General features: G+C 59.1%; 15 protein-coding genes. 5 read left to right on the forward strand and 10 right to left on the reverse strand.

From position 1 onward, the window contains the following. The first annotated feature begins 339 nt into the window (after positions 1–339). The gene (locus AWM79_RS03470) at positions 340–564 is read left to right on the forward strand and encodes a co-regulatory protein PtrA N-terminal domain-containing protein (RefSeq protein WP_060782162.1); all 225 of its coding nucleotides are present in this window, start codon (positions 340–342) and stop codon (positions 562–564) included. 59 nt (positions 565–623) lie between these two features. Here AWM79_RS03470 and AWM79_RS03475 read toward each other — a convergent pair whose 3' ends face one another. The 10 genes from AWM79_RS03475 to AWM79_RS03520 all read right to left on the reverse strand — a co-directional run bounded on the left by AWM79_RS03475 (position 624) and on the right by AWM79_RS03520 (position 8,986). Beyond that, positions 624–1,619, reverse strand: coding sequence for a 2-hydroxyacid dehydrogenase (locus AWM79_RS03475; protein WP_060782163.1), 996 nt, complete (start codon positions 1,617–1,619; stop codon positions 624–626). Between the two features lie 105 nt (positions 1,620–1,724). Further along, positions 1,725–2,681 (reverse strand): LysR family transcriptional regulator, encoded by a 957-nt coding sequence (locus AWM79_RS03480; protein ID WP_017130726.1) that lies wholly within the window; start codon positions 2,679–2,681, stop codon positions 1,725–1,727. A 96-nt stretch (positions 2,682–2,777) separates the two neighbouring features. Next, positions 2,778–5,063, reverse strand: coding sequence for a hypothetical protein (locus tag AWM79_RS03485; protein WP_060782164.1), 2,286 nt, complete (start codon positions 5,061–5,063; stop codon positions 2,778–2,780). Between the two features lie 6 nt (positions 5,064–5,069). After that, a complete protein-coding gene (locus tag AWM79_RS03490) occupies positions 5,070–5,420 on the reverse strand; it encodes a hypothetical protein (protein ID WP_017130728.1) in 351 nt (116 codons plus the stop codon). Positions 5,421–5,435: 15 nt separating this feature from the next. Beyond that, the gene (locus AWM79_RS03495) at positions 5,436–5,852 is read right to left on the reverse strand and encodes a hypothetical protein (protein ID WP_017130729.1); all 417 of its coding nucleotides are present in this window, start codon (positions 5,850–5,852) and stop codon (positions 5,436–5,438) included. Positions 5,853–6,074: 222 nt separating this feature from the next. Next, the gene (locus AWM79_RS03500; protein ID WP_086009293.1) at positions 6,075–6,761 is read right to left on the reverse strand and encodes an RES family NAD+ phosphorylase; all 687 of its coding nucleotides are present in this window, start codon (positions 6,759–6,761) and stop codon (positions 6,075–6,077) included. Then, positions 6,761–7,165 (reverse strand): hypothetical protein, encoded by a 405-nt coding sequence (locus tag AWM79_RS03505; RefSeq protein ID WP_017130731.1) that lies wholly within the window; start codon positions 7,163–7,165, stop codon positions 6,761–6,763. The genes AWM79_RS03500 and AWM79_RS03505 overlap by 1 nt, the downstream gene beginning before the upstream one ends. A gap of 232 nt (positions 7,166–7,397) precedes the next feature. Then, positions 7,398–8,222, reverse strand: coding sequence for an SDR family oxidoreductase (locus AWM79_RS03510; RefSeq protein ID WP_017130732.1), 825 nt, complete (start codon positions 8,220–8,222; stop codon positions 7,398–7,400). Positions 8,223–8,231: 9 nt separating this feature from the next. Then, positions 8,232–8,633 (reverse strand): thioredoxin family protein, encoded by a 402-nt coding sequence (locus tag AWM79_RS03515; protein ID WP_017130733.1) that lies wholly within the window; start codon positions 8,631–8,633, stop codon positions 8,232–8,234. Between the two features lie 167 nt (positions 8,634–8,800). After that, positions 8,801–8,986, reverse strand: a complete 186-nt coding sequence (locus AWM79_RS03520; RefSeq protein ID WP_017130734.1) for a hypothetical protein — start codon at positions 8,984–8,986, stop codon at positions 8,801–8,803. Between the two features lie 269 nt (positions 8,987–9,255). On the opposite strand from AWM79_RS03520, the gene AWM79_RS03525 reads away from it, so the two are divergent. The 4 genes from AWM79_RS03525 to AWM79_RS03540 all read left to right on the forward strand — a co-directional run bounded on the left by AWM79_RS03525 (position 9,256) and on the right by AWM79_RS03540 (position 25,562). Next, on the forward strand, positions 9,256–12,759 hold the full coding sequence (locus AWM79_RS03525; protein WP_060782165.1) for a Tc toxin subunit A: 3,504 nt from the start codon (positions 9,256–9,258) through the stop codon (positions 12,757–12,759). A gap of 34 nt (positions 12,760–12,793) precedes the next feature. After that, positions 12,794–17,665, forward strand: a complete 4,872-nt coding sequence (locus AWM79_RS03530; protein ID WP_060782166.1) for a Tc toxin subunit A-related protein — start codon at positions 12,794–12,796, stop codon at positions 17,663–17,665. Positions 17,666–17,769: 104 nt separating this feature from the next. Beyond that, entirely contained in the window at positions 17,770–22,254 is a 4,485-nt protein-coding gene (locus AWM79_RS03535; RefSeq protein WP_060782167.1) for a SpvB/TcaC N-terminal domain-containing protein, read from the forward strand. A 449-nt stretch (positions 22,255–22,703) separates the two neighbouring features. Continuing rightward, entirely contained in the window at positions 22,704–25,562 is a 2,859-nt protein-coding gene (locus tag AWM79_RS03540; RefSeq protein ID WP_082712570.1) for an RHS repeat domain-containing protein, read from the forward strand. Positions 25,563–25,668 lie beyond the last annotated feature (106 nt).

Below are 25,668 nucleotides of genomic sequence, written 5' to 3' on the forward strand. Positions count from 1 at the left end.
ATGAGAGCCGGCCCGCGAGAACTGTATGGAAAGCAATCCTGACATTAAAATTGTCGTTATTATTAACGCAGCATTATGTGTTGAAGGAAAATAGTTTAATTTAAATCTTCTGATTGTTTTCGTTGCATCATTTCTTCCTCCCTCCAAGAAAATCACACCGCCTGTCGCCTGCTTTCAGCCACTAATGGCGCCAGGAGCGGGCTCCAGCCTGCCGCTCTGAAAACACCTCATCAGCACTGCATGTTGTTAATCGCGACTTAATACAAGTGTTCGATAGTACTTCTAAATTATCAGCCCGCTGAGACGGCTCTCTTTTTTGCATACTTGGAGAACAAGTCCATGAAACTGTCTACATTGATTATTGCCGGTTTATTATCCGTTAGTTCATTCGCCGCACTGGCCGAAGGCGGTTCCGACCGCGTCATCGAGCGTTGGCAAAACTTCCAATTGAGCCAGCAGGCCGCTCGGGAAGAGGCTCAGCAGAAGACCCTGACGGCGCAGGCGCAAAAGGTCGACGCTTCTTCAACTGAGTCGAAGGACGCCAAGCAGCGCCCCGAGACCTGAGTCGGACGGACATCGAGGTCCGGAGCGGACCGAAGCACCCAGCTACGGCTGGCGGCGGATCAGGACCGACCTTCGGATAGCCGATCCTGCCACACCTGTGGATTGACCAGATCGCGTGGCCGCTCGCCGAGCAGGGCACTGCGCAAATTGGACAAGGCCCGATTGGCCATGGCCTCACGGGTCTCATGGGTGGCCGAACCGATATGCGGCAGGGTCACGACGTTCTTCAGATGGAACAACGGCGATTCAGCCAGTGGTTCCTTCTCGTAGACGTCGAGCCCGGCACCGCGAAGGGTGCCCGCTTGCAGTGCCTGAGTCAGCGCCGGCTCGTCCACCACCGGGCCACGGGAAATGTTCACTAGAATTGCGCCGGGCTTCATCAGGCCCAGTTCGCGCTGGCCGATCAGGTGGTGGGTCTTATCGCTCAAGGGCACCACCAGCACCACGAAGTCGGCTTCGGCCAGCAGGGCCTCAAGGCTGCGAAACTGCGCGCCCAACTGCTGTTCGAGCTGCGGCTTGCGGCTGTTGCCGCTGTAGAGAACCGGCATGTCGAAGCCGAGGCGACCGCGGCGGGCGATGGCGGCGCCGATATTGCCCAGGCCGACGATGCCCAGGATCTTGCCATGCACATCGGTGCCAAACAGCTCCGGGCCGACCGTGGCTTTCCATTGGCCGGCCTTGGTCCAGGCATCCAGTTCGGCAGCCCGACGAGCGCAGCTCATGATCAGGGTGAAGGCCAGGTCGGCGGTACTTTCGGTCAGCACGTCAGGGGTATTGGTGAGCATGATCCGGCGCTCGCTGAGGTAGGCCACATCATAGTTGTCGTAGCCGACCGACACACTGGAGACCACTTCCAGCTTGCCGGCGTTTTCCAACTGGGCCCGCCCCAGTTTACGGCCCACACCGATCAGCCCGTGGCTGTGAGGCAGGGCTTCGGCGAACTGGGCATTGAGATCACCGAGCTTGGGATTGGGAACGATCACCTCGAAGTCCTGGCGCAGTTGCTCAACCATGGCTGGGGTGACGCGGCTGAAGGCGAGTACGGTTTTTTTCATCGTAAAGCTCATCGAACGACGGGAATAGCTAGCACGCTATCATTTTTTGCCGAATTTGTGCGGTGGACTCTGCGTCGAGAGCGATCTCAAGCTCGCTCGCCACAGTCAGGTCGCGAGGGGGACTTGTCCCATTTCATAGGCCGTCAACTCGGCCTGGTGGGCTGCGAGGATCTCCGGCAGAGAGCTATGTAAGTGTTCGACCCAGGTCTTGATCTTGGCATCCAGATACTGGCGCGACGGGTAGATCGCGTACAGGTTCAGTTCCTGGGAGCGGTAGCTGGGCATCATGCGCACCAGGCTGCCGTTGCGCAGGCCCTCGATGGCGGCGTACACCGGCAGCACACCTACCCCCATGCCGCTGGTGATCGCGGTTTTCATTGCGTCGGCCGAGTTGACCAGGAACGGCGAACTGGACAGAGTCACCGCTTCCTGACCATCGGGGCCGTTGAAGATCCAGTTGTCCAGGGCAGTCACCGGACTGACCAGGCGCAGGCAGGCGTGGTTGAGCAGCTCGCTGGGCTTGCGCGCGCAGCCATTGGCCTTCACATAGTCGGGCGAAGCACAGACGATGCTGTAGGTGATGCCCAACCGCTGGGAGACAAAGCCCGAATTCGGCAAGTCCTTGGCGAGCACGATGGACACATCGTAGCCTTCGTCCAGCAGGTCCGGCACACGGTTGGCCAGGGTCAGGTCAAAGGTTACGTCGGGGTGGGTCTTGCGATAACGGGCGATGGCGTCGATCACGAAATGCTGACCGAGCCCGGTCATGGTGTGTACTTTCAACAAGCCGGCGGGCCGTGCGTGGGCATCACTGGCTTCGGCTTCCGCTTCCTCGACATAGGCGAGGATTTGCTCGCAGCGCAGCAGATAACGTTTGCCGGCCTCGGTCAGGGCGATACGGCGGGTGGTGCGGTTGAGTAGACGGGTTTGCAGGTGAGCTTCCAGGCTGGAGACCGCGCGCGAGACATTGGCAGTTGTGGTATCCAGTTGAACGGCGGCGGCGGTGAAACTCCCGGCCTCGGCCACGCAACTGAAGGCGCGCATATTTTGCAGAGTGTCCATGGGGTGTTCTCTGGGGCGATGGCAAATTGTGACATGAAGTAAGTGGGTGATGTCAGTTTGTCGTGGGCCGCGAGCGGCGCTGTTACGGCAGAGGGCTCAGATGACGCGCCAGGCTTGCTTTACTTTGGCCTCATAGTCGCCCTTGATGTAGGCAACCAACATGTTTTTCAAGGCATCCCGAGCCGCCTGCAGGGTCGTTGCATCCGGCCGTTCACGGGCGGCTTGTGCTGCGAGGAGCAATTTGTCCACTGCGTCTGAGGGCGTGATTCTTTCTTGGATCGCCGCCAGTTCGCGCTGGATCAGCGTGCCTTTGCCCGCATCGGCCATGTTGTTCAGCAGGGCGTCGAAGGCCTTTACATGCTTGTCGACGTAGCTGTCCCACCAGGCAGTATCCTGATCCGGGGCCAGTTTGCTCAGGGCTATCGGCAAGATCAGGTCCAGAGACTGGCTACCCAGGTGCTCTTCGAGCAGGGTATCTACATGGCTGCCGGAAGCCACCTCCATGGTGATCGGCGTGGGCGTTGACAAGGCTTGGTTGAAGGCATCCTTTTGCGTGAAGAAGTGCTGGGTCATCAGCAGTGCCAGTTCACCGTCCTTGAGCTTCAGCGAGAACTTTACCGAGGCTCCATGGGATTGATAGAGCACCGTCCCACCGATCAGCGCGACAAGGGGGGCGGTATCGAAGTGGTTGACACCGGCGCTGGAGAGTCCGCCGGCGAGCAGTTTCTGCACGCTTTCCAGGGTATTGAACTGGCCGGACACGACGATGTCCAGGTATGTACCGCACAGGTGAGGGTCATCTTCCTGAACGGATGATAGGCTGATTTTCATTCCGGCCTCGAGGCTCACGCCCCATGTCAGCTTCGCCTTCGGTTCGACCGAAACGGTTCGAGTCAGGGTGTCGGTCTTGGCCGTATAGAGCTTCAAGGTGTCCGGACGGAACAATGCCGGATGCTGCTCCAACAGTTGACCGATGGTGGTGTCCGCGTCGGTGCCGATTGTCTGGGCAATCTTGTGATGGACGTATTGCTCGGTCAGTTGTCGCGATCTCTGGTCGAGGTCTTCATTGATCTGGCGGATCTGTAGGGAGTTCTTGCCGTCCAGCACGGCGGTGGTCAATTGATGGCTGCTGGCGATGACATGGGCCTGCATCGCGCGGATCAGTTGCTGTGCATCCGGTCGGTACTCGGCTACGCCACCCAATCGCTGCTCGGCGGTGGCCGGGTTCAGCTCATAGAGTCCGATGATATCCAGGGCCTGGCTTTTCTCGGTTTTCAGCTCATCGGCCTTCGCCTCTGCCTGGACCCTGAGGAGGCCCAGTCCATCGAAGGTTGCCGCCGCCGTAGCGGCGATCCGCCGGCCAGATTCGATCTGAAAGGGTTGGGGCAGGGGTTGGTGGGTTTCGAATAACGGACAGGGGTTGCCGGTTTTTCTCAGTTCATTCCCAAGCCACGCCTGGCTGAAGGAGGCGAGACGGATGTTCCTCTGAAAGTTGTTGCAGGTGGAAAACAAGGATTTTCCTTGTTTCAACAGATCACGCTTGGAGCCGTTCCACCAGGCCCACTTCGACAGGCCTTTGGCCTGGGTGTAGGTGTCCAGGTTGCTGTATTTTTCGGTGCGGATCGTTTCGTAGCCCAGACCCAGTTCCAGCGAGACGGCATTGACCAACGACAGTTGACCCTTCAACCGTGCGTCGACGCTAGTGGTGTCCTTGATAATACGGGTCTGTGTGGTCTCCAGTTTTGACGACAGCCCGACATTTGGCCCGATACTGGCGCCGCCCAGTGTCCCTGTACCGATTTGCACTCCGACCCGCGCATCCCAGCCTTGCGATCCGCCTTCGCCGACCGTTGACCGGCTTTTGGCCAAGGCTTGGTCCAGCGACCTCTTCAAATGCACGCTCAGGCTCGCGCGAAATTGCCACTTGATCACTCGGCACAAACGTTGCTGTTGCTGGTGGTTGGCTGAGGGCGGCAGCTTGGCAAAGGTCCGCTCGGCCGCTTTGAAGTAGCGATAAAGTGCCTGCAATTCTTGTTTGCCCAAGCTGCCGAGGTCTTTGGCGCCCAGGGCGGGCAATGCCTCTGAGCGAAGCGTGTGCAACGGTTCGAGCGCCCGTTGTTGCTCGGGCGGGAGGCTGTCCTGCAGATGCTGCATGATGCGCTCGACCGCGGCCCCAAAGGGCTGAGCGCTATCTTCCGGTCGCTGCGCGATCGCTGCGTCGAGACCTTGCAAGTTATCGCCGAGGCAGGTGTCGTCCGGTCTCAAGTCGGGCGCTTGATGGAAGATCGAGTTTTTTTCCCTGTAGCTGATCAAGCACGGTTCTGAGGCCGGCTGATGAAACAATGAGGTGGGGCGGGCATGGACGGCATGAAGGGTGCTCATGGGCGATCACTCCTGCATCAGCGGTGCATGGCAGCGTTGCAGGAATAAATCACAGGTATCGAGGATGACCTTCCTGTCGGGAAACGCCAGCTTGAGAAAAAGGGCCTGGGCGGCCTGGTCCTGAAACCAGGTGTCGAACAGCAGGGCCAGAGAGCCACCGGGACCCTGGATAACAAAATCAGCGGTTGGGGAGCCGTCCATCGGCGGCGTAAGCATGATCAGCAGCCCTTGCTGGCCGTACTCCAGCCATAGCCTGCGATTATCGTGATCAAGCGCTATCTGGAAGTAATCGGCCTGGCTGTCGGGCATCAGGGTGTGTAACTGGCGAATCAGGTCGTTGCGGCTGGCTTCGGACATGATTGCAGGTCCTGTTCAGTGGGCGGTGTGTTTGGCGGCGTTGGAGAGGTTGAAAAAGGCGGCCAGGCTTTTCAGGGTCAGCTCCTGGGACGCTTCCTCGACGATCAGGCCGTTGATAACCGGGGTCTGGCCCTGGCACTCGATACTCATGTAGTGCCGACACAGGCTCAGGTTCAAGCTCAACCACTGTTGCACGCTGACGTCCTCGACGCCGTGCAGGGTCCGACGCACCAGATAGGCGCCGACATACTCAAGCGTGCAGGGGTCGCCATCGAGGGTTCGAAAGTGCAAGCGGTCGTCCCGTTGCTCGACGGCGATCCCGAGGCTTTTCACCAGACATTCCCGCAGGGCGTTCAGGGGCGGCAGGGGGACGTGTACGAGGGGATTGTTGAAGCGATTGCGGCGTTTCTGCAGTTCTAGAGACAGGTTCATCGGGTGCCTCTGCCTTATGTTTTTGTTGTCAGGCTGGTGTCAGGTCGGTGTAGGACGAAGCCTCGCATGGCCGCGTCGCCGACCAATATCACATTGCGCTCATGCCGCCGCCGAGCCGCCGCTGGCTGTGACGGCTGTTGGAACAGGGACTAATGGCCATGGCCTATGAACACACAGATAACCAGACCGCTCCCACAAAAACCGACTCCCACGGCATTGCTATCAGGCGTCAGTGATCTGGTTGACGCTGGTGATTTTGTCGTGCCAGATCATTTCGTAATGAGCGGTTTGAACGATCGATAAAACCAGGCGTGGGGTCATCAGCGCCCAGCAGTGGTGACCGGGGTGGCGCACGGACCGGTAACGTAGCCCAGGGCACCTGTCCGCTTTGATCGCGCTGCCCAACACGCGGGAGTGGGTGTAATCATCGGGATCGTAAATGGGATCTGTCAGTGGCAGGCATGCGGCATCCTTCATAGCCGCCTCCGTGAAGTGGCAGGAAAGACCACGAAAAACAAACCGTTCGTAGTTGAGGCCGCGCACGTTCGACCAGTAGTTGTTCTGGTGATACCGCACTTCGGCCAGCGCCGTTTCCATGGTCTGGGCCAGGTACAGCACGCCAAAGCGGCCAGCACTGAACCGTGAACCTGCCGGATTGACGTGAGTGAAGGGCGCGGTCGCATAGGCGCAACCAGGAATACCGAAGGGGATCTCGTCACGCGGGATCAGTTCCAGTCGACCCAGTTCGTTCTGTAGCCGCGGATTGGTGAGGGCCTGAATCTGGTAAAGCACTTCGAACTCGTCAGCGTCCGCCACGTCATCGAACAAGGCAATTGGCGGGAACTTGGAGTTGACCAAACGATAGGCGTGCAAGCGATCACCGCACAACACGGGCAAATGGCCGGTGATCACCACTGCGCGCCCCGCAGAGCGTCAATCCGGCGGAACGTCTCGTACAGCGAGATCATGTCGCCCTGCGCCATGATGTCTAACGGGGTGCGCCCGTTGAAAAACGCGTTATCGTTCGCCATCGCCGCAAAACCATAGACGTTCTCGGGATTATCGAAAATAACCCGCAAGGTTGCGTGGATGTTCAGGACAAAGCTGATCCGTTGCATCTGGTCGGCATCCAGGGCAACGGACCAATCGGGGTCATGCTGTTTGGCACGGGTGTAAGTGCTGCGGGAAATACGCAAGATACGGCAGGCTTGATCACTCGATGCCAGCCACTTTTCGAGTATCCCTACGGCCGCTCTCAGGCCTGTCACGCCATGGGCTTTGGTCAGCCGTTGGGCTGCTGAAGTGATGGTCATGTTCACCTTCTTGAGGATTGATCTGTAGATTCAAAAGTAAATAAAATGAATCTGTAGATTCAAATCTTATACCTCATAGACCAACAGGGCTATCGGCGGCAGTGCGAGGGCTCCAAAAAACATCTGTTGGTTTTTCAGGCCTGAACCAAGGTCCTGCCAAATACCGCCACGACGCCTGTCCACTCGGTGGTTTTTCAAGCAGCCCTAACGAACTCACCAGGCAGGTCAATAGCTACAGGCGCGTAGCCAAGCCAAAGCGCTTCATCAGCACCTTTTCCAGCAGGCCTTTGGGCAGCAGGTTCGCCAGCAACGGCAACGCTCGGCAACCGTTGCCCAGGCGCAGCAAGCGTGGAGGTCGTGCTTTACGGGCAGCCTTGAGCAGGTCGGCGGCAAAGCGGGTCGCCGAAGTCGGATTGTTCTGTGAGGCATTGGCCCTGGCACGTATACCCTCGCGCAACGGCCACCAAGGCGATGTCTCGGCCATCAGTTGCTCGGCTTCATGGCTGGCATTCCTGGCGAACTGGGTATCGATGGCGCCAGGCTGGACCTCCATCACGCGGATGCCCAAGGGTGCCAATTCCATGCGTAGGGCATCGCTCAAGGCATGTACCGCTGCCTTGGAAGCGCAATAGGCGCCGGCGAAAGGCGTAACCAAGACACCCGAGACACTGCCGATGTTCACCACCAGGCCCCGGTTTCGGCGCAACCCCGGTAGCAGCGCACGGGTGACACCGACGATGGCGAAGACGTTGGTTTCGAACTGGCGCCGCATGGCTTCGACGCCACCGTCGAGCAGCGGTCCCATAGCGCCGTAACCGGCATTGTTGATCAGTACATCGAGACCGGCGTGCTGCTGCTCGATACGTTGTGCCAGTTGTTGCAGTGCCTGACCGTCGTTGACATCCAGTTGCATGGCGGTGAATCCGGTGGCGGCCAAGGTCGCCACGTCTTCAGGTCGGCGTGCCGTGGCCCAGACCTCATACCCCGCGTGTCTGAAAGTGTCCGCCAGGGCGCGACCGATGCCGCTGGAACATCCGGTGATCAAGGCTACGGGCATGGCACATCCTTATTGGGCCTGAAAGTCGAAGACTGCCGAGAATACCTTGTCCGTGACAAAAAAGAGCGAATCGAGTCCTTGTTTGATCTTTACCCGGTCGGTGCCATGCATACGGGTCTGGGCACCATGGCCGTCGAGAAAGAACAAAGTGGGTACGTACTGGATTTCGATACCGGGCTGCAGCAATTTGAAGATCGGGAAGCTGAGCTGAAAAAATGCCACGTGCTCTCGATAAGGACCTGACGCCAAGGCTTCAAGTAGCTGCTTGAGACGATCGCAAGGTGGACAGCTACGGCTGTAGACCAACACCACCGATGGCTTCGGACGAATCAGAGGAATCTCCAGGCTGCCCAGCGCGGCACGGAATGCCCTCCGGGTCTTGATCTCGGTGACGGTGGTCTTGCTCTTCATCCTAACTCCCGGTGCGGTAGCTTCACCTCCAAGGGGGCTATTCAACGTTAAATACAAAAGCTTGTAACCTGTCAGAAATGACAGGTGGCGATTTGATACTGCTGTCGCTATCGGCCCGAAAAACTGCTGTGCGGGTGCTCGGCCCGAAACTCCGTGGTGTGCGGGCGCTAGCTGGGGCGTAACGGTGGTATCGGCAGACAGTCTTCCCAGAGCGCCCGCGGCATGCAGTTCGCCAGGGCTGCGTAGCGTGGCGCGGTATAGCTGTTTTCGACCGGGTTGACGATATCTGCCGAAGCGTAGGCGGTGAGGCATCTGGACAGGTCGGTCAGGGGTATGTTGTTGTCGTTTTTCATCTTCGGTTACAAAGTGCAGCAGTCGGTCGACGGGACAGTGTTCGGGAGCATAGCCGATGCGCCTTTGCAAATGCCTCCGTCCCAATCCGGCCAATCACCCCCCGCTACCGGCAATAATGCGCTGCCCATGGACCTTTTTTTATTTCCAATGGGTCTAGAAGACTGTCATTTCTGACAGTGGGCACGCTATCGGCTCTGACCTTATTGTTTTTCCCGGCGTGCGGAACTCATCCGCGCGGCTCCCGAGACAAGCGATAGGGAGAACTCGGATGGATAAGCTCGACCTCTTATTGCTCAACCTCGTCGAGGATATGCCTGCGCGGGGCCTGCGTGAAGGCAGAGTCGACTTTGCAACCGCCATGGAGCGACTCGATATTCAGTCGGTATTCGATATCGTCCGCCAACCCAAGGCGCTGTTCAGCCGGAAGTTGGCCAGTCTCAGCGATGTCGATGGCGAATTGGTCTATGACAATGCCTTGTCCTACGCGGTACAGATCGGTCGTGAATACCGCGAACAGCAGCTTAGCGATGGGCGGGCGCAGCACCTGAGTCGACGTACCGGCATACGCTCGCTGGTCGATATCGGACCGAGCTACAGCAACCTGTTCAAGGAAAACTGGGACGAATTCTGCAAGATCGGCGCCATGGCCGCCGTCGATTCGCCGGTGGCTTACCTGCGTGATCTTTATCATCTGGTTACGACGCAGTTGGAAGACAACGTCACTGGCCCGGATCCGACACGCAAGATCCGCCTCGACATCCGGCGACCGGACCTGAAGGACCTGTTGATCGATGCCCAATCGACGTTTACGCCCATCCCGATGCTGATGATCGTCAATGAGGTGGTGAGCAAAGGCATCGAGCGATATCGGGCGGACAAGGCCGACAAAGACAAGCCGATTCACCAGTTGTTGGCCGAGCGACGCCACCCTTTTCTGTTTCCCTACAACTTCGCCTACCACCAGTGCCAGTTGGGGTTGTCGGGGAAAAAGCCGACGCTCGGGGAACTGAACTATCGGATCAGTCCGGCCCTGCCGATCAGCCAAGACGCGGATAACGCCTTCGGCCAGCGGCAGACCGATGCCTGTGTTGCGCAATGCCTATTGTCCGGTCTGGGGCCGGAGCAACAGCGGCTACTCACGGAGCCCAGTCTGTTCACGACGTTCTATTACCCGTGTAACGAAGAACTGAACAGCCGATGGACAGGCCCGAGCATCTGTTACCTGAGACCCTACATTGCCGGGGTCTATACCAGCTTCCTGGTGCCGGATGGGCAAGCGAACGTTGTGGAAACGGTACCATCGGCAGCCGTTGTGGGATTGGGGGGGCCAGTGACCCGCGCGACCCTCAAGCTGATCAGCGGTCCCTCGAGCTATTACATCAGCCTGGACATGATCTCCAGCCGTCTGCGCCATTCGGGCAGATACGCCATCAATCAAAAACATCCCTCGGGAGCCGCACCGGTTTTTCCCTACCTCCAGTACAACGGTCAAACGGTCATCGACCCGCCGCCGTTCAATTCCGGTCTGAGCGCCACCTTTGATTTCGTCACCGTCGATGCAACAGCCGCCACTGCGCTAAAGCTGGCGTGCCAGAGCCTGACGGTGGTGATGGCTGACGACTACCAGCTGTCCACGGAGGAGCGGGAATTTTTCCACAGGTGTTATGGCGCTCAGGTGTTAAGCGTCGGAGACCGCTCGCTGGCTGTCATGAAGACGTTCATGCAACAGACCGAACTCGATGCCGGGCAGGTTGAAGCGCTGCTCGCACGGCGCACCCGCCAGCCTCGTGCGTCGGTTAATTGCCCCAACAGCAACCTGCCCAGCGCAGGTTCCGTCTATGGCCTGCCTTTTCCCCATCCCTCCCACTATGGCGCCTGCTACGTCAACGGATTGGGTAGCGATCAACTGGATAGTTCCAGTGCTTTCGCGACCGAGCAGGACATCTTCGACAACGCCATGGACTTGGAGGAGGTGAAGGAGGGGGCGGTCAGCACCTGGTGGCTTACCAAGACCTCATTGAATCGCTTCGACCGCTTGCAACGCATGATCCGCCTGCAACGCTGGACGGACATTCCCTTCGCCGAGCTCGATACCCTGATCGTTGCCGCCGTGCGAGCCGAAGGCGAAGCCAACCTGACCCTGGAGCTCAATGCCAACACCCTACGGACCCTGGGCGTGTTTCGCTATTTCAACCGAAAAAGTGCGATCGGCGCCGAAGAGTTCGCCGCGTTTTTACATCATATTTGCCCCTATACCAGCGGGGACGAGCTGCCGTTGTTCGACCGTGTCTTCAACAGTCCCGCTTTGTTCGACACACCCTTCGTCCTGGATCAGAAAGCCTTTTCTGCGACCGGCGCGACCCCCGATAACTTGAAAACGCTTTACCAGCTCTGCGCCGGCCTCGGCCTGCAAGCGACCGAAGCCTCCCTGCTGCGCTTGTTGCAGAACACGCGGGATTGCGTAGGCCCCTTGCGGCGCTCGCTGGACACCGTGTCCTCCCTGTACCGCCAGGCGCGTATCGCTAGGATGCAGGGCTTGGCGGTCGAAGACAGTTGGGCCCTGGCCGACCTGCTCGGCGGCAACGATTATCACCGCGCCATGGCGACCGGCGCGCTGCGCACCTCGGGCGAGGCGCCGGATATCCTCGATGTGTTGATGCAGATGGATTGGGCATTGAACTGGCTCAAGGACAGTCAGCGAAGCATCGGCGAAGTGCGCCGCCTGCTGGCGCTCGATCCCCATGAGTTCCTTTCGCCCCAAGCGTTACTGGAACGTTTGAATCGGTTGGCCGAGGAGGTGAAGTCGGCGCTGGTGAGTCCGGAGGAAGTGGAGCGCCTGAACCTGCCCGCGATCGATACGGCGCAGCAACCGATTTTCTGGCGGGAGCATCTGCAAATCCAATTGCTCGACCTGGACGGGGTGGTATTCGACCTGCCGGAGTTATCTCTGGGTGACGAAACGGCGGCGCTGATCGCCAGGCGCCTGGACGAAATCTTCAAGGTCATCAAGCTCTCGGCGGAGGACAAGGCGCAGGCGCGTCAGCGGCTGGGCGAGCTTCTGCTGGTGGCCCATGACCGGCAGTCGCGGGTAATCGAAGGGTTTGTGCAGGAGAGCAGCGACCTGCCGATGGCCCAGGCCAAAGGTGTGACCCGATGGGCCGGGGATTCGGTCCAGGGGCTGTTCAACCTGATGCACGGCGACCCGGCGTATCGCTGGCCGCTCAGCGAACTTCCGGTGGAGCTGGCCAGCCGCTTGCAGCACCTGTTGCGCCACGCTGATGCGCTACGCCAGTTGGGTGTCAGTGCCCGCGCGTTGCGGCTTTTCCTGATCAAGCCCAAATGGCTCGGAGCCCCTGACGGTCGCTCCCACCTGTCTCTGGCCAGCTTCTACTTGCTGGAGCGCTACAGCCAGATGATCAAGACCTTGGGCAAACCGGAAGCCGAGCTGCTGGATTATTTCATGCTGACCCATCCGGATAGCAAAGGTCGGATCGGTAAGGCCCGTAAAGCCGATTGGGCCGATCAAGCGGCGGGCACCCTGGCGCAACTGTTGGACTGGAACAAGCACGAAATCCGCATCTTAAGCATGACCTTGCCCGAACAGCGTGCCACCTCCCTGGCCGAGGTCGATTGGCTGCGGCGTTGTCAACAGGCGTGCAAGGACAGCGGGCTGACCGCCGACACCGTGCTCCAGGCCACGGCCTTGAATATCGCCAGTCCCGCCGCCGACTGGCAGGCCGTCGGCCAAGCGGCCATGGCCGCCTGGCGCTGATCATCTATCGAGCCCATCCCACGGAGGACGAGTCATGTCTGCATCCATCGACAGTCAACTCAACGAGGCCCTGCGCGATGCACTCTGTGCCTACTACCTCGATGAAGTAGTGCCCAATGACCCGCAGTTGCAGGCGTTGGGAGTGTCCGACAAGCTCAAGACCCTCAACGACCTCTATGAATTCCTGCTGCTCGATGTCCAGGTCAGCCAGGATGTGCGCAGCAGTTGGGTGGCGTCGGCCATCGCCAGCCTGCAGCAATACGTCAATGGCGTGCTCATGGCCATGGAGCCGGGTTATGAGGACAAGACCCTGGAGCCCCACGAGATCGTCGAGTGGCGCGACCGGCAATGCCAGTACCCTTTATGGGCTGCCAATCAACAATTGGCCTATCACCCCTCGATCTATATCGACCCTAGCCTGCGTCTGAAAAAATCCAGTTATTTCCGGCAACTGGAAGACGACATTAATCAGAACAAGATCCACTTGGACACCACGCAGGAGGCGGTCAAGAGCTATCTTGCCCGTTTCGAAGAGGTAGCCAACCTGACCATTGTCAATGGCTATATCACCAGCACCGATTTTGCCAACGCTCATTATTACTTCATCGGTAAGTCGCGAGCCGAGCGCAAGTACTACTGGCGCTCGGTGGATATGTCCGAGCGCCCCTTCAAGGGCGACGCCGGACCTGGCAGGCCGAAAGTCGACTACCCGGCACCAGGTGCCTGGTCGGACTGGGTACACGCGGACCTGGGTATTTCCGAGGCCACGGTGGAAGGCTCGATCCGTCCGGTGTTTTTCAACAATCGGTTGTTCGTGATCTGGGTCGACGTGGTGGAACTCAACGGCGACCCGCAAGTCAGTCGAACCACGAACGATACGACGGTCACCCTAACGCCGCAGACGGCCATGCGCTGCAATCTTTCCTACAAGAAGTACGATGAGACCTGGAGTGTGCCGCTGACTTATATCGAACATATCAGCGAGGCTGACGTATTTCCCAATGCCGAGGCATTGGAGGGGGTATTGCAGACTATCGCGACGGTGGATGACTCGGGCTCGTTGTTCATCGCTCTGTATGCCGGTTATGTCCCCGGCCCGGCTGAGGACGGCGTGCTGGATAAATACGCCTTTATGAAAACCGCGCAGGTCGACAAGAGTTTCAATGTGACCCCGTTGTTTCCGAAGCTGGGGTATGTGAAAGGCACGCGCAGTAATCTTCCTGAGGTGAAAATGCCGTTCGTGTTGAAAATCGGCCGGTTATTTGCTTTGACCAATAGGCAGAACTTTCAATTTGCCATGCCTGGTCTCCGTATCGCAATGAAAGAGGTAGTGACGAGTTCTCCTCATGGGCAATCCAGCGAATGGAATTTCTCCGGTGGGCAAAAAAACATTGCAGATCCGAGTAGCGCAAGTGATGTTGTCTATAATCAGACTAGCAAAGCGCTGGAGGTGACGGTTAAGACGAGCAATGCCTTTCCCTCGTCGAGCACTCGTAATATGGCGAACTTTGATGTTGCCCACGCTCAAGGCGGACTGAGTGCAAGCTTTTGTTTTGTTATATCGTTGAGTACCTCATCCGAAGGTTTTTTCAGGCTTTTGGAAGGTTCTTATATGATTTGCTATGATGTGTTCTATTTCAGGGGTTCAAACTACAGATTTCATGTTAGGCAGTCGGATCAAGGGGAGCCTAATTGTGATTTTTATTTGAGGGATAACCAGGATTTACAGACGCTTTCACTTAAGGGTTTGCAATGGGGCGAAGAGGTCAGTCTTGCTGGAAAGTATATAAAAACTGAAGTTTTTGACCGCCTTGCGAGAAGTCCCGTGTCTCACGTAGGTAAAGACAATGCGAGTGAAACCAATGTTTCGAATATATTGAATGTAGCGCTTAAGAGCAACTACCTATTTCACCACTTCATGGCATGGCTTAAAAACACCCCGCTTACGCCTCCAGAAAGCTGGTACGGCTTGAACACAAACTTGGCGACTACTCCGGGTTTTCGCCCGATTGTCCAGCCACCGGATGCCCTGACGGCCACCATTGCGATCAACCAGGAAACCTTGCTTCCGGACTGGAACACAGCCTGGCCACAAGACTCGAAAGTTATTCCCATCGCTCATGGCATGTACATCTTTGAGCAAGTGACGCCGACGGCTTCCCGTTACGTGGGCAGTGCTCTCAAGTACACGTGCATAGAGCTTCAATTGGAACCCTCGCTGCCCGTCACCCGCCCCTTGAGAGCCCCCGGCATTGGCAAGCGGGGGAGTCCGACCCTGGGCATCGCTGAATTCATTGACTTTGCCGATTCCGATATCTACCTGTCGGACGGTTCTGCCACGGCGCCGCGGCAGCCGATCCGAATGAACACCCTGTTCGCCCGCACCCTGGTGGAAAAAGCCAATGTCGCGCTGGAGAGTCTTCTGTCTTGGGAAACCCAGCATCAATTGGAGCCGCCGCTACAGCCGCCCGCCGCCAACGACTTCATGGATTTCAACGGCGCCAACGGCCTGTATTTCTGGGAGCTATTTCTGCACTTGCCCTTTGCCGTGGCCCATCGACTGAACCTGGAAATGAATTTCAACGAGGCAGAGTTCTGGTTGAGTTTCATTTTCGATCCCAGCCATAAACCCGACAGCAGCGGACGCCCGCTTTACTGGAACGTGCGTGCGTTGCTCGACCCCGGCGACCCCGGTTTCGCGGCGCGCGCACCGGTGGATCCCGACGCGATCGCCAGCAGTAAACCGGTGCATTACCGCAAGGCGGTCTATGACTTCTACCTGAAAAACCTGATCGACCGGGGGGATCGTGCCTACCGTCAGCTCACACCTGACAGCCTGGGTGAAGCCAAGCTCTGGTATGTGCGGGTGCTCGATCTGTTGGGGCCACGCCCGGATGTCCGGCTGATCGACCACTGGACACCGATCACCCTGCATCAATTGGCCAACGACACCAGCGCGGCGCTGCGCGACTACGAGCGGCGGTTGGCCCGGCAGGAGCGCCTGCGCGAGGACAGTGCGCGAGCCGCCCACGGCGTCGCTACCTGGCAATTCGCCGAGTCGCCATTGCTGTTGCGCAGCCATGCTCCGGACCCGACGCTGTTCACCCTGGACTCGCCCCATCTGCGCATACCGATGAACGCTCACCTGATCGAGCATTGGAATACCTGTGAATCCCGATTGCACAATCTGCGCAACAATCTCAGCCTGGATGGCAAGGTATTGAGCCTGCCGCTGTTTGCCGCGCCGCTGAACCCCAGCGACCTGCTCGCCGCTTTCGGACAAGGTGCGACGGGCGGTGGTGCGGCGCGCCTGCTGGCCCCGGACGTGCCGCCTTACCGGTTTACCGCCATGGTCGGCATGGCCAAGGACGCGGTGGCCAATCTGGTAGTGTTCGGCAACACCCTACTGTCGATCATCGAGCGTAAGGAGCAGTCTGAAGGCTTTGAATTGCAGCAACGGCAACTCTGGGACATGGCGCCGTTTGCGAAACAGATGGTCGAACAGCAGCAAAAAATCGATTTGGAGCGGCGGCATGCGTTGGAGGCCGGCAAAGCCAGTGTCGAGCAACGCCGGGAGTTCTTCAGTCGGCGCAGTGACGAATATGTCAGCGCCGAGGAGGAGGGCGTCAGTTCCCTCAACAACACTGCGCGTGCCTTCACGGTTGCCCAGTTCATCGCGGAGGTCACGGCAAATGCCTTGAAGCCCGTTCCGTCAGGCTTCGAGGCGGAGGGCGGTGGCGGGGCGGTGGGTGGCGTGGCCAATGGTGCCGGCGCCAGCGCGGGGGCGGGAGTCACGGGCATCGAAGCCGAAGGTGTTGCTGGGGCCATGGCAAAAATTTCCCAGGGCGCCTCGTTGCTCGCCAAGTCGGTGGCGGATGGGATAGACCGTACTGCGTCCTTGCGTCGCCGCCACCAGGAATGGATGCAGGCGCGCGAGCAAGCCGAACTGGAAATCGCCCAGATCGATGTCCAGTTCATGGGCCTGAGCGAGCAGGAGGCATTGACCACCATTCAACTGAATCAGGCTCAGCTCACGCTGGACCAGGCCATCGTGACCCAAGACTTCCTGTCGAAACGCTTCACCAACGCGCAACTCTATCAATGGCTCAATGGCCAATACGCGCGTTTTTATTATCAGTTGTACGACAGCACCCTGTCCCTGTGCCTGGCCGCCCAAGAGTGCTGGCGCTATGAAAAGGGTGACTACGCCATCAACTTCATCCAGCCCGATGCCTGGAGCGACGTTCGTCGTGGTCTCACCGCCGGTGATTCGCTTCGGATGAACCTGCAGAAAATGGAAGTGGCCTATATGGATCGCAACGAACGCGGGTTGGAAATCACCAAGACGGTCTCACTGCGCCACCTGAAGGCCCTGGACCCGGAGTCGCCGATCAATCTGCACTGGGACACCCTCCATGAAAAACTCTGCCTGGAGGGCAGTATCGAGTTCGAACTGACACAGAAGATGTTCGAGGCCGATTACCCCGGCCATTATCGCCGGCGGATCAAACGTATCGGCCTGTCGCTGCCTATGGTGGTGGGGCCTTACGAGGATGTCCGGGCGATCCTCACCCAGACCTACAACGCCGTGGTGCTGATGCCCGGCGTGCCGCCCAGGGAAAACCTGCGGGCCAGCCAGCGGATAGCGGTGTCCTCCGGAATCGACGACGACGGTATGTTCAGGCTCAACTTCGACGATGCTCGCTACCTGCCGTTCGAGCTCACGGGCGCGGTTTCACGCTGGAGCCTGCGATTTGCCAATCACGCCACGCAAATGGCGGCGCTCGAATCCCTGACCGACATCATTGTGCATGTGCAATACAGCGCTAGTGGCCTGTACGGTGAGTTCGTTAGCTCAAGTTCGGATGCCATAAGTCCATGGCCAAGACGCTGTGACGAGTCATAGCCGGGCTATGGCGAGGAACAGCAACGCAGGCCAGGGATTTAGGGCGCCGAAATGGACTCATAGAACCCACCACACAGGCCACTAGAGCATGAGAGGGCATCGACATGGACCATCAGCAGCCCCTTACGATCACCCCGCCCAGCTTGCCCAAGGGCGGCGGGGCGATTCACAGCATCGGCAAGGGCTGGGGCAGCGTCGGCGCCTTGGGGGGCGCGTCGTTCGATATCGCTCTGCCAATCTCCGCCGGACGCGGTTTCGCCCCCTCGCTGGCACTGGTCTACAGCAGCCTGGCTGGCAACAGTGAGTTCGGCCTGGGTTGGTCCGTGCCCTTGGGGCACGTAGCCCGGCGAACCAGCAAGGGTGTGCCGCGCTACGACGAAGAGGATGCCATTGTCGGTCCCGGCGAGGTCGAATGGCTACCTGAACGCCACGCTGACGGTACAGTTAGGCGCGACCGCGTAAGCCACTACCAGGACCGGGATTTGGCACGGACCTATGAGGTGACTCGCCATTTTCCACGAGTCGAAGGCGCCTTCGACCTGATCGAGCATTGGCGCGTGGGTGTCACGGACCCGGGCTTCTGGCTGGTGCACGGTGCCGACGGCAGCCTGCATCTGTACGGCAAGCGCACACAGGCGCAGGTCGGCGCACCGCCGGGGGGTGTGGCGCAGTGGCTGCTGGAGGAGTCCGTGAGCGCCCATGGCGAACACATCCTCTATGAGTACCGAGCGGAAGACGCCAGTGGCCTGATGTCTGGGATACCGCCTGACCCCACTGCTTGGCGTTACTTGAGCCGGGTCCGTTATGGCAATCCGAGCGCGTATTCCGGCTTGTATCTCTGGGAGGAAAGCACGCTGCCGACCGACTGGCATTTCGATCTGCTGTTCGATTATGGCGAACGCCCCTACGGCTTGACCGACAAGCCGGGTTACGAGGCGGTACAGCCGTGGCCGTTGCGCGAAGATCCTTGTGCGAGTTTTGCCTTCGGCTTTGAGTTGAGCACCTTGCGTTTGTGCCGGCAGGTGCTGATGTTTCATCACTTTCCCGCGACCTTGGGCGATGCCCCTTGCCTGGTCCGGCGCCTGCTGTTGGAGCATCGCCCCACCGCTTTGGGTTACAGCCAACTGGTGGCCGCCCATGACCAGGCCTACGACGCCGCCGGGAGCCTGCGGGACTGGCCGCCACTGGAGTTCGACTACGCGGGTTTCGACCTTGGCGAGAGCCGATATCGCCCGTTTGACGCCCTGCCTGGCCTGAACGACGACCAAGGCTATCAATTGGTGGATCTGTACGGCGAGGGCCTGCCGGGTATGTTGTATCGCAGTGACAAGGCCTGGTACTACCGCGAACCGCTGCGTGCGCAACCGGCGGCGCATGCCGATGACGTGGCTTACGGCGAGTGGTGCGAAGTGCCGCAACTGCCGCTGGCCGACAGCGCTGCCTCGGTGCGCCAGTCACTCACCGACCTCACGGGAGACGGGCGTCTCGACTGGCTCGTCTGCGCGCCCGCAATGAGTGGGTTTTTTACCTTGAACCCGGACCGCAGTTGGTCGTCATTCGCCAGTTTCGCGGCGTTTCCCCAGGAGTTCTTTCATCCGCAGGGGCAAATGGCCGACTTGATCGGTGCCGGCCTGTCCGACCTGGCACTGATCGGCCCACGCAGCGTGCGTCTGTATGCCAACCGACGCGAACAGGGATTCGCCGGCGCCTGCGAAGTCGAACGCCTGGCGCCGGACGACGCCTTGCCCCTGCCAGGCGAGAGTGACACGGAGCTGGTGGCTTTCAGCGATGTGCTGGGCAGCGGCCAGCAGCACCTGGTGCGCATCCGCCACGACGAAGTCAAATGCTGGCCGAACCTTGGTCATGGGCGCTTCGGTAACGGTCGTCGCCTGGCGACGTTGCCCTATACCTATGAGGCGTTCGAGGCGGCGCGTATCCGCTTGGCCGATCTCGACGGCTCGGGAGCGACGGACATTTTGTACCTCACGTCCGAGCATATCGAAATCTTCATGAACCGTGGCGGCAATGCGTTCGAAACCACAGCGTACAAGCTGCCTTGGCCGCCGGGGGTGCGCTACGATCGGCTGTGCCAAGTGAGTGTCGCCGACCTACAGGGGCTGGGTTGCTCCAGCCTGGTCCTGACTGTGCCGCATATGTCGCCACGGCATTGGCGTTGTGATTTTGTTCACGCCAAGCCTTATTTGTTGACGACCACGAATAACAATATGGGCGCTGCCGGCACGGTGAGCTATCGGGCCTCGGCGCAAGAGTGGCTGGATGAAAAACAGGCGCTGCAAGCCGAGGCGCGGGCGGTCGAGTGCCTGCTGCCGTTGTCCATGCACCTGGTCAGCCGGCAGGAACAACGGGATGAAATCAGCGGCAATCGCCTGACGCAACACTTCAGCTACCGCCAGGGTTTTTACGATGGCCGGGCGCGCAAGTTCCGTGGCTTTGGCCTCCTGCTGCAAACCGATGCCGAAAGCACTGACGCCGAAGCCTTGACCGAGGGTTATACGGCGCCGGTCCTGAGTAAAACCTGGTTTCACACCGGGCGCTTCCCCGACATGCCGCAAGAGGGCTATGACCGCTCGGACACCGAGGCCCATCCGTTGGGCAAGACCTTGCTCAGTCATTTCGATGAGCCCATCGGACGTGACGTGATCGTCGAACCCGATAGTCCTGATACCTTGTCGGAAATGGCCAATGCCTTGGTCGGGATGCCGCTGCGGATCGAGATATTCGGCTTGGATGACAGTCGCCTGGTCAGTTTGCCTTATTGCGTGCAGCAGTGGCGTTATCTGGTCCGGCAACTGCGGCCGGCTTGTGAGCAGCAGCCCATGGCGGTGATGCTCCCTCTGGAGTTGGAATCGATCAGTTATCAATACGAACGCCAGCCCGACGACCCAGTCTGTCAGCACCGGATTCATCTGGCCCGAGATGCCTACGGTGGATCGACCCGCGAACTGACCGTTCATTATGCGCGGCGCAAGCGTGCGACTGATCCGCCGCCCTGTGCCGATCCTCACGAGGGCGACTGGTGGCGCGCGGCCCACGATGCCCAGCAAGCCTATTATTACCTCGATGAAATCCGCCGCCGCGCTATCCACCTGAGCGACCGACAAGGCTGGCGGCTGGGCTTGCCCTATCAGTCGCGGCACAATGTGTTGGTGCTCGAATCCCGGCGACTGACGCCCGCCGATCTCGGTTACGAACGCTGCCTGGACCCGGAAGGCCTCATCGATTCGGCGCCGGACTGGGCACTGGGCAGCCTGTCCTTACAGCGTTATCAAAAACCTTTGAGTGCGGGACTGGAGCCGGATGGTCAGGCGAATTTCCTGGCGCTACCTGGCGAACTGGAAGTCGCCGAGCTCGATGAGACGGCCTTGCAGGCTTACGAGCGGGTGCTGGAGCGGCCGGCTCTGGAAGCTGAATTAACGCACCTTGGCTACCGCCGCATGCCGGTGTTCCTGCCGGACGATCCGGTACCGGTGCTCTGGTCGGTGCGTAAGGGATTTGTTGCCTACGCCGGAGCAGAAGGCTTTTACAAAGTGCTGTCGGTCAAGGCAACGGCAGGGCAGAGCGCCACCCAGGTGATTTATGACCCCTACTATTGCCTGCCGATCAGTGTCACGCGGTCGGCGGATGGCTGCACCACCGAGGCGGTCAACGATTACCGATTCCTGCGGCCGGTTCGGGTTATCGATCCCAATCTCAATGTCCAGGAAGCAGTCTACGGTCCCTATGGCGAGCTCCAGGCCACCAGCTTTCAGGGCACCGAGCGCGGCGAACCGGTGGGCTTTGCCCCTCTTGACGATTACCGCCGGCCCTTCGAGAGTCCCGAACAGGCGCTGAATGATCCGCAGTCGGCACTCCAGGATGCTGCCAGTGCCTTGTTCCAGGACCCTTGCAGTTGGATGGGCCGTCTGGACCCGCACACGCATGAGGCGTTCGCTCGGCGTGTCAGCCAGGGCGACTTGTTGCCCAGTGGCCATATCCGTTGTTCGGCCCGCTGGCGTCTGGCCGCAGCGCCCTCGAACGAGGTCGTGGATTCGACCTGGGCGAGCGCCGTGCGCGAAGCGCGGCGGGAACCGGTGCATGCCCTGACCTTGCAAGCGGACCGTTATCCCGGTGATCTGCAACGGCAGATCCGCGTGTCCGGCACCAGCTGGGATGGTTTCGGGCGAGTGCTGCAAACCCGGCAAAAGGTCGAACCGGGCGATGCCTACCAGGTCGACGAGCAGGGCGCCCTGGTGCTGGAGGACGGGCGCCCGGTGATCGTCGAGGCTGCCGAGCGCTGGCGTGTCAGCGAGCGGGTCGAATACAACAACAAAGGGTTGGCGATCCGCACCTATCGTCCCTATTTCGTCGACCGGCAGCGCTACATCAATGATGCCTCGTTCCGCCAATTCGGTTATTGCGACCAACAATACTATGACCCCTTGGGGCGCCCGACCCTGACCGTTACCGCCAGGCAGCAGTGGCGCCGCCAACGCTACCTCGGCTGGTACGGCATCAGTGAGGATGAGAACGATCTGCATGAGGAGGCGATGGCGGCCAAGGTTCATCAGCCGGGCGGGGATGAACGATGACACTGTGGCGTTGCACAATCTCCATGACGTCGTCTGGCAGGTAAGGCTACAGGTTGACGGGATCTTTAGTCCATGTCGTGGACTAAGTTGGCTCCTCAAGCCATCCATTGAGGCAATACCATGCAGATTCACAACATCCCTGTTGCCAAGCTGGTTCCCATCACCGCTCCCAAGCGGCGCGGAATGCTGACCGGCGTCACCTCATCGTGACCCCTTCGGTCGCATCATGGTGGCCCAAGCGCTGGTCGAGGGTATCAGCCTGGTGACCCACCACGGCACCCTGCAGGCCTACCCGCATACGCTGGTCGTTTGATCTCAAATTCGGTCAAACGAAAGGGAATAGTCGTAAACAGCTCGATACCATTTGTCGGCCCTGTCATTTTTGACAGTAGTCGCGGCCTGGATTTAGGTGGTTACTAGGCTGGCGCCTCCCATGAAGAAGCTGAGCCATGTCGGGACTGATGGTGGATATTCACACTCACACACCGACCCTGACGGTCATTGATCCGCGCGGGCTGGCGGTGCGTTCGGTCGCCTATTGTCGTTCCGTCGAGATGACGCAGGCCGAGGAGCGGGTCAACCGTAATGCCTACGACGCGATGGGGCGTTTGGTCAGGCAATGGGACCCCAGGCTGTGGGCGCTTAGTGCCGATGATGCGGCGACACCGGCCAACCTGATCAATTGCCAGTCACTTTCCGGCAAGGTGTTAGGCTCCTCCAGCGTCGATGCCGGCGAGCGGATCAACCTGTTCGGCGAGGGCGATCAGTTGATGCGAACCTGGGACGGTCGGGGTACTGAACGGCGGATCGAGTATGACGATCTACGGCGACCGCTGGCCATCTCCGAGCAGGGCGCGGGCCAGGCGGCGCGCTGCACCGAACGTTATGAATACGCCGATGCCGGCACCGATTTCGCCGCTCACAATCAATGCGGGCAATTGATCCGGCACGATGATCCGGCGGGTACGCGGACATTGGACGAGTACGCCCTGACAGGCCAGGTACTTGAACAGACTCAGCGCTTTTTGAGTGTGCTGGACACACCGGATTGGCCCCCGGAGCTGTTGGCGCGAGACGCGCTGCTGGAGCCTTTGGAGCAGGCGGCCACCACTCGGTCGGGCTGCAACCCGCTGGGCGATGTGTTGGAGCAGGTTGATGCCAAGGGCAACCGACAACTGTTCGATTACACGGTTGCTGGCCAGTTGTTGGCGAGCCATCTGCAACTCAGCGGTCAGGCCACACCTCGAACGCTGGTCAGTGCCATTCGCTACAGTGCTGGCGGCCAGGTCGAACAGGAAACGGCCGGCAACGATGTGGTCAGTACGCTGACCTATCGTCCTGAAGATGGCCGCCTGATACGGCTTCAGGCCCGATATGGAAATGAAGTCACCCACCAGGACCTGCAGTATGCCTACGATGCGGTAGGCAACGTGCTGAGCATTGAAGATGCGGCCCTGCCGATCCGCTATTTTGCTAATCAGCGAGTGGAACCGGTCCAGCGATACGGCTATGACAGCCTTTATCGGTTGATCAGGGCCACCGGTTGGGAAGCCGGCGGCGCCAGCCGAGGGCCGGGACTCGATCGTTTCGAGGATCCGCGCGCGATAGCTAATTATCAGCAGACCTATCGCTATGATGCTGCTGGCAACTTGTTGGAACTGATCCATGTCGGTCCACAAAGTCACAGTCGCAAACTGACGGCGGCCCGCTATAGCAACCGCTGCCTGCCCGAACGCAATGGCCGCCCGCCCACCGAAGACGAGATTGGCGCTGCTTTTGATGACAGCGGCAATTTGCAGGAGCTGCAACCGGGACAGACGATGACTTGGGACCTGCGCAATCAGTTGCGTGAGGTGCGACCGGTGCAACGGGACGGCGCCGAGGCTGATCGGGAACTCTATCTGTACGGTGGTGATGGGATGCGTCGGCGAAAGATCCGCTCGGCTCAGGCTCATGCACGTTCGTTGATTTCCGAGGTTCGCTACCTGCCGGGCCTGGAAGTTCGAAGCCATACAGGTACTGGCGAAGTGTTGCAGGTGATCAGCCTGCAAGCCGGACGCAACAGCGTGCGGGTACTGCACTGGGAAACAGCGCCGCCCTGTGCAATCACCAATGACCAATACCGCTACAACCTGGCCGACCATCTGGGTTCCAGCAACCTGGAGTTGGATGGCGAAGCCGAGGTGATCAGCCAGGAGACCTATCACCCTTACGGTGGCACCGCCTGGTTTGCCGGGCGCGGTGACGTTGAGGCGAGTTACAAGACTGTGCGTTATTCGGGTAAGGAGCGCGACGCGACGGGGCTTTATTATTATGGGTTCAGGTATTACATGCCATGGCGACAACGTTGGCTCAATCCTGATCCGGCCGGTAATATCGACGGATTTAATCGCTATCAATTCGTACAAAATAACCCTGTTATGCTCAGCGATGCTGCCGGGTTGGTCGGGAAACGCTGGAACAAGGCGATGGAAGGTGCGCGACTTAATCTTGCTAATGATGCCAACTTCAACGGCTTCGATGAAAACAAGTCGCCGCGCTATTCTTTTCCGACGAGTCAAATAATCACCCATCGAGGCCTGCTCTCTATCAATAGATCCAGCCCTCAGGCGGGTAAGACCATTGCCGCGGCAATCATGCGCGCCCATACGATGTTGGATAATGCGGTCGCTGCGCTTTCGGCAGAAAATCAAGAGTTTTACGAATACCCTGGCAGCGAGATATTGCACAACTTCACAGGGAGCGAGCAGCGACCGACAGCCGGTTTTGGCGGTGGCTTGCTTGAACATTTGAGAGATCAGGCGTACACCGTTAATCCTGCTCGAATAGTCGGCTTTGAGGCGAGCGGGCGTAGGGATAATGCATATGTTTATAAGGGTGATGCGGATAAAACACTATATATTAATATGTCCTCCTCTGTGCTGGAAGACTCCGAAAGATTGGCTGTGACTCTTATTCATGAGTGGTCACATCAATATCTTAAAACGAAGGATTATTGGTATATGAATAAGGGGAATATATCCAGGCATGAAGACATATGGACCTATTTAGATCTTAAGATGCAAGCCTATGACATCGTTAAAAACGGCCCCTCTGAGGGGCAGGTAAAAAATCTCCCGGTCGGATTTTCGAACAAACAAACGTTTGTGAATGCCTTCAATCGTGATCCCGTGGTGCGGCAACTGGCTATGACCGATAATGCCGACAATATCGCCCTCCTGGTTTACGCACTAAACCATGAGTATGAGCGTGTGAACGCTCCGCCGCCAACGTTGTTCGGCCGCATCAGAAGTTGGCTTGGGGGTTAGTCCCTATAGCGCGCTGTAGGCCTGCGCGCCTGAGTTCTGAGAAGCCCACCTCCAGGAGAACGACACGGTCGGGAAACCTGGGTTGGGCCACTACGCTTTGATTCGC

It is taken from the genome of Pseudomonas agarici (assembly GCF_001543125.1).
In the GTDB taxonomy this organism is placed as follows: Bacteria; Pseudomonadota; Gammaproteobacteria; order Pseudomonadales; family Pseudomonadaceae; genus Aquipseudomonas; species Aquipseudomonas agarici.

Excerpts from the sequence above, each read along its gene's own strand:
- AWM79_RS03510 (WP_017130732.1), bottom strand. The coding sequence starts at position 8,222 with ATGCCCGTAGCCTTGATCACCGGATGTTCCAGCGGCATCGGTCGCGCC.
- AWM79_RS03480 (WP_017130726.1), bottom strand. The coding sequence starts at position 2,681 with ATGGACACTCTGCAAAATATGCGCGCCTTCAGTTGCGTGGCCGAGGCC.
- AWM79_RS03515 (WP_017130733.1), bottom strand. The coding sequence starts at position 8,633 with ATGAAGAGCAAGACCACCGTCACCGAGATCAAGACCCGGAGGGCATTC.
- AWM79_RS03470 (WP_060782162.1), top strand. The coding sequence starts at position 340 with ATGAAACTGTCTACATTGATTATTGCCGGTTTATTATCCGTTAGTTCA.
- AWM79_RS03525 (WP_060782165.1), top strand. The coding sequence starts at position 9,256 with ATGGATAAGCTCGACCTCTTATTGCTCAACCTCGTCGAGGATATGCCT.
- AWM79_RS03490 (WP_017130728.1), bottom strand. The coding sequence starts at position 5,420 with ATGTCCGAAGCCAGCCGCAACGACCTGATTCGCCAGTTACACACCCTG.
- AWM79_RS03540 (WP_082712570.1), top strand. The coding sequence starts at position 22,704 with ATGTCGGGACTGATGGTGGATATTCACACTCACACACCGACCCTGACG.
- AWM79_RS03520 (WP_017130734.1), bottom strand. The coding sequence starts at position 8,986 with ATGAAAAACGACAACAACATACCCCTGACCGACCTGTCCAGATGCCTC.
- AWM79_RS03530 (WP_060782166.1), top strand. The coding sequence starts at position 12,794 with ATGTCTGCATCCATCGACAGTCAACTCAACGAGGCCCTGCGCGATGCA.
- AWM79_RS03485 (WP_060782164.1), bottom strand. The coding sequence starts at position 5,063 with ATGAGCACCCTTCATGCCGTCCATGCCCGCCCCACCTCATTGTTTCAT.
- AWM79_RS03495 (WP_017130729.1), bottom strand. The coding sequence starts at position 5,852 with ATGAACCTGTCTCTAGAACTGCAGAAACGCCGCAATCGCTTCAACAAT.
- AWM79_RS03475 (WP_060782163.1), bottom strand. The coding sequence starts at position 1,619 with ATGAAAAAAACCGTACTCGCCTTCAGCCGCGTCACCCCAGCCATGGTT.
- AWM79_RS03535 (WP_060782167.1), top strand. The coding sequence starts at position 17,770 with ATGGACCATCAGCAGCCCCTTACGATCACCCCGCCCAGCTTGCCCAAG.
- AWM79_RS03505 (WP_017130731.1), bottom strand. The coding sequence starts at position 7,165 with ATGACCATCACTTCAGCAGCCCAACGGCTGACCAAAGCCCATGGCGTG.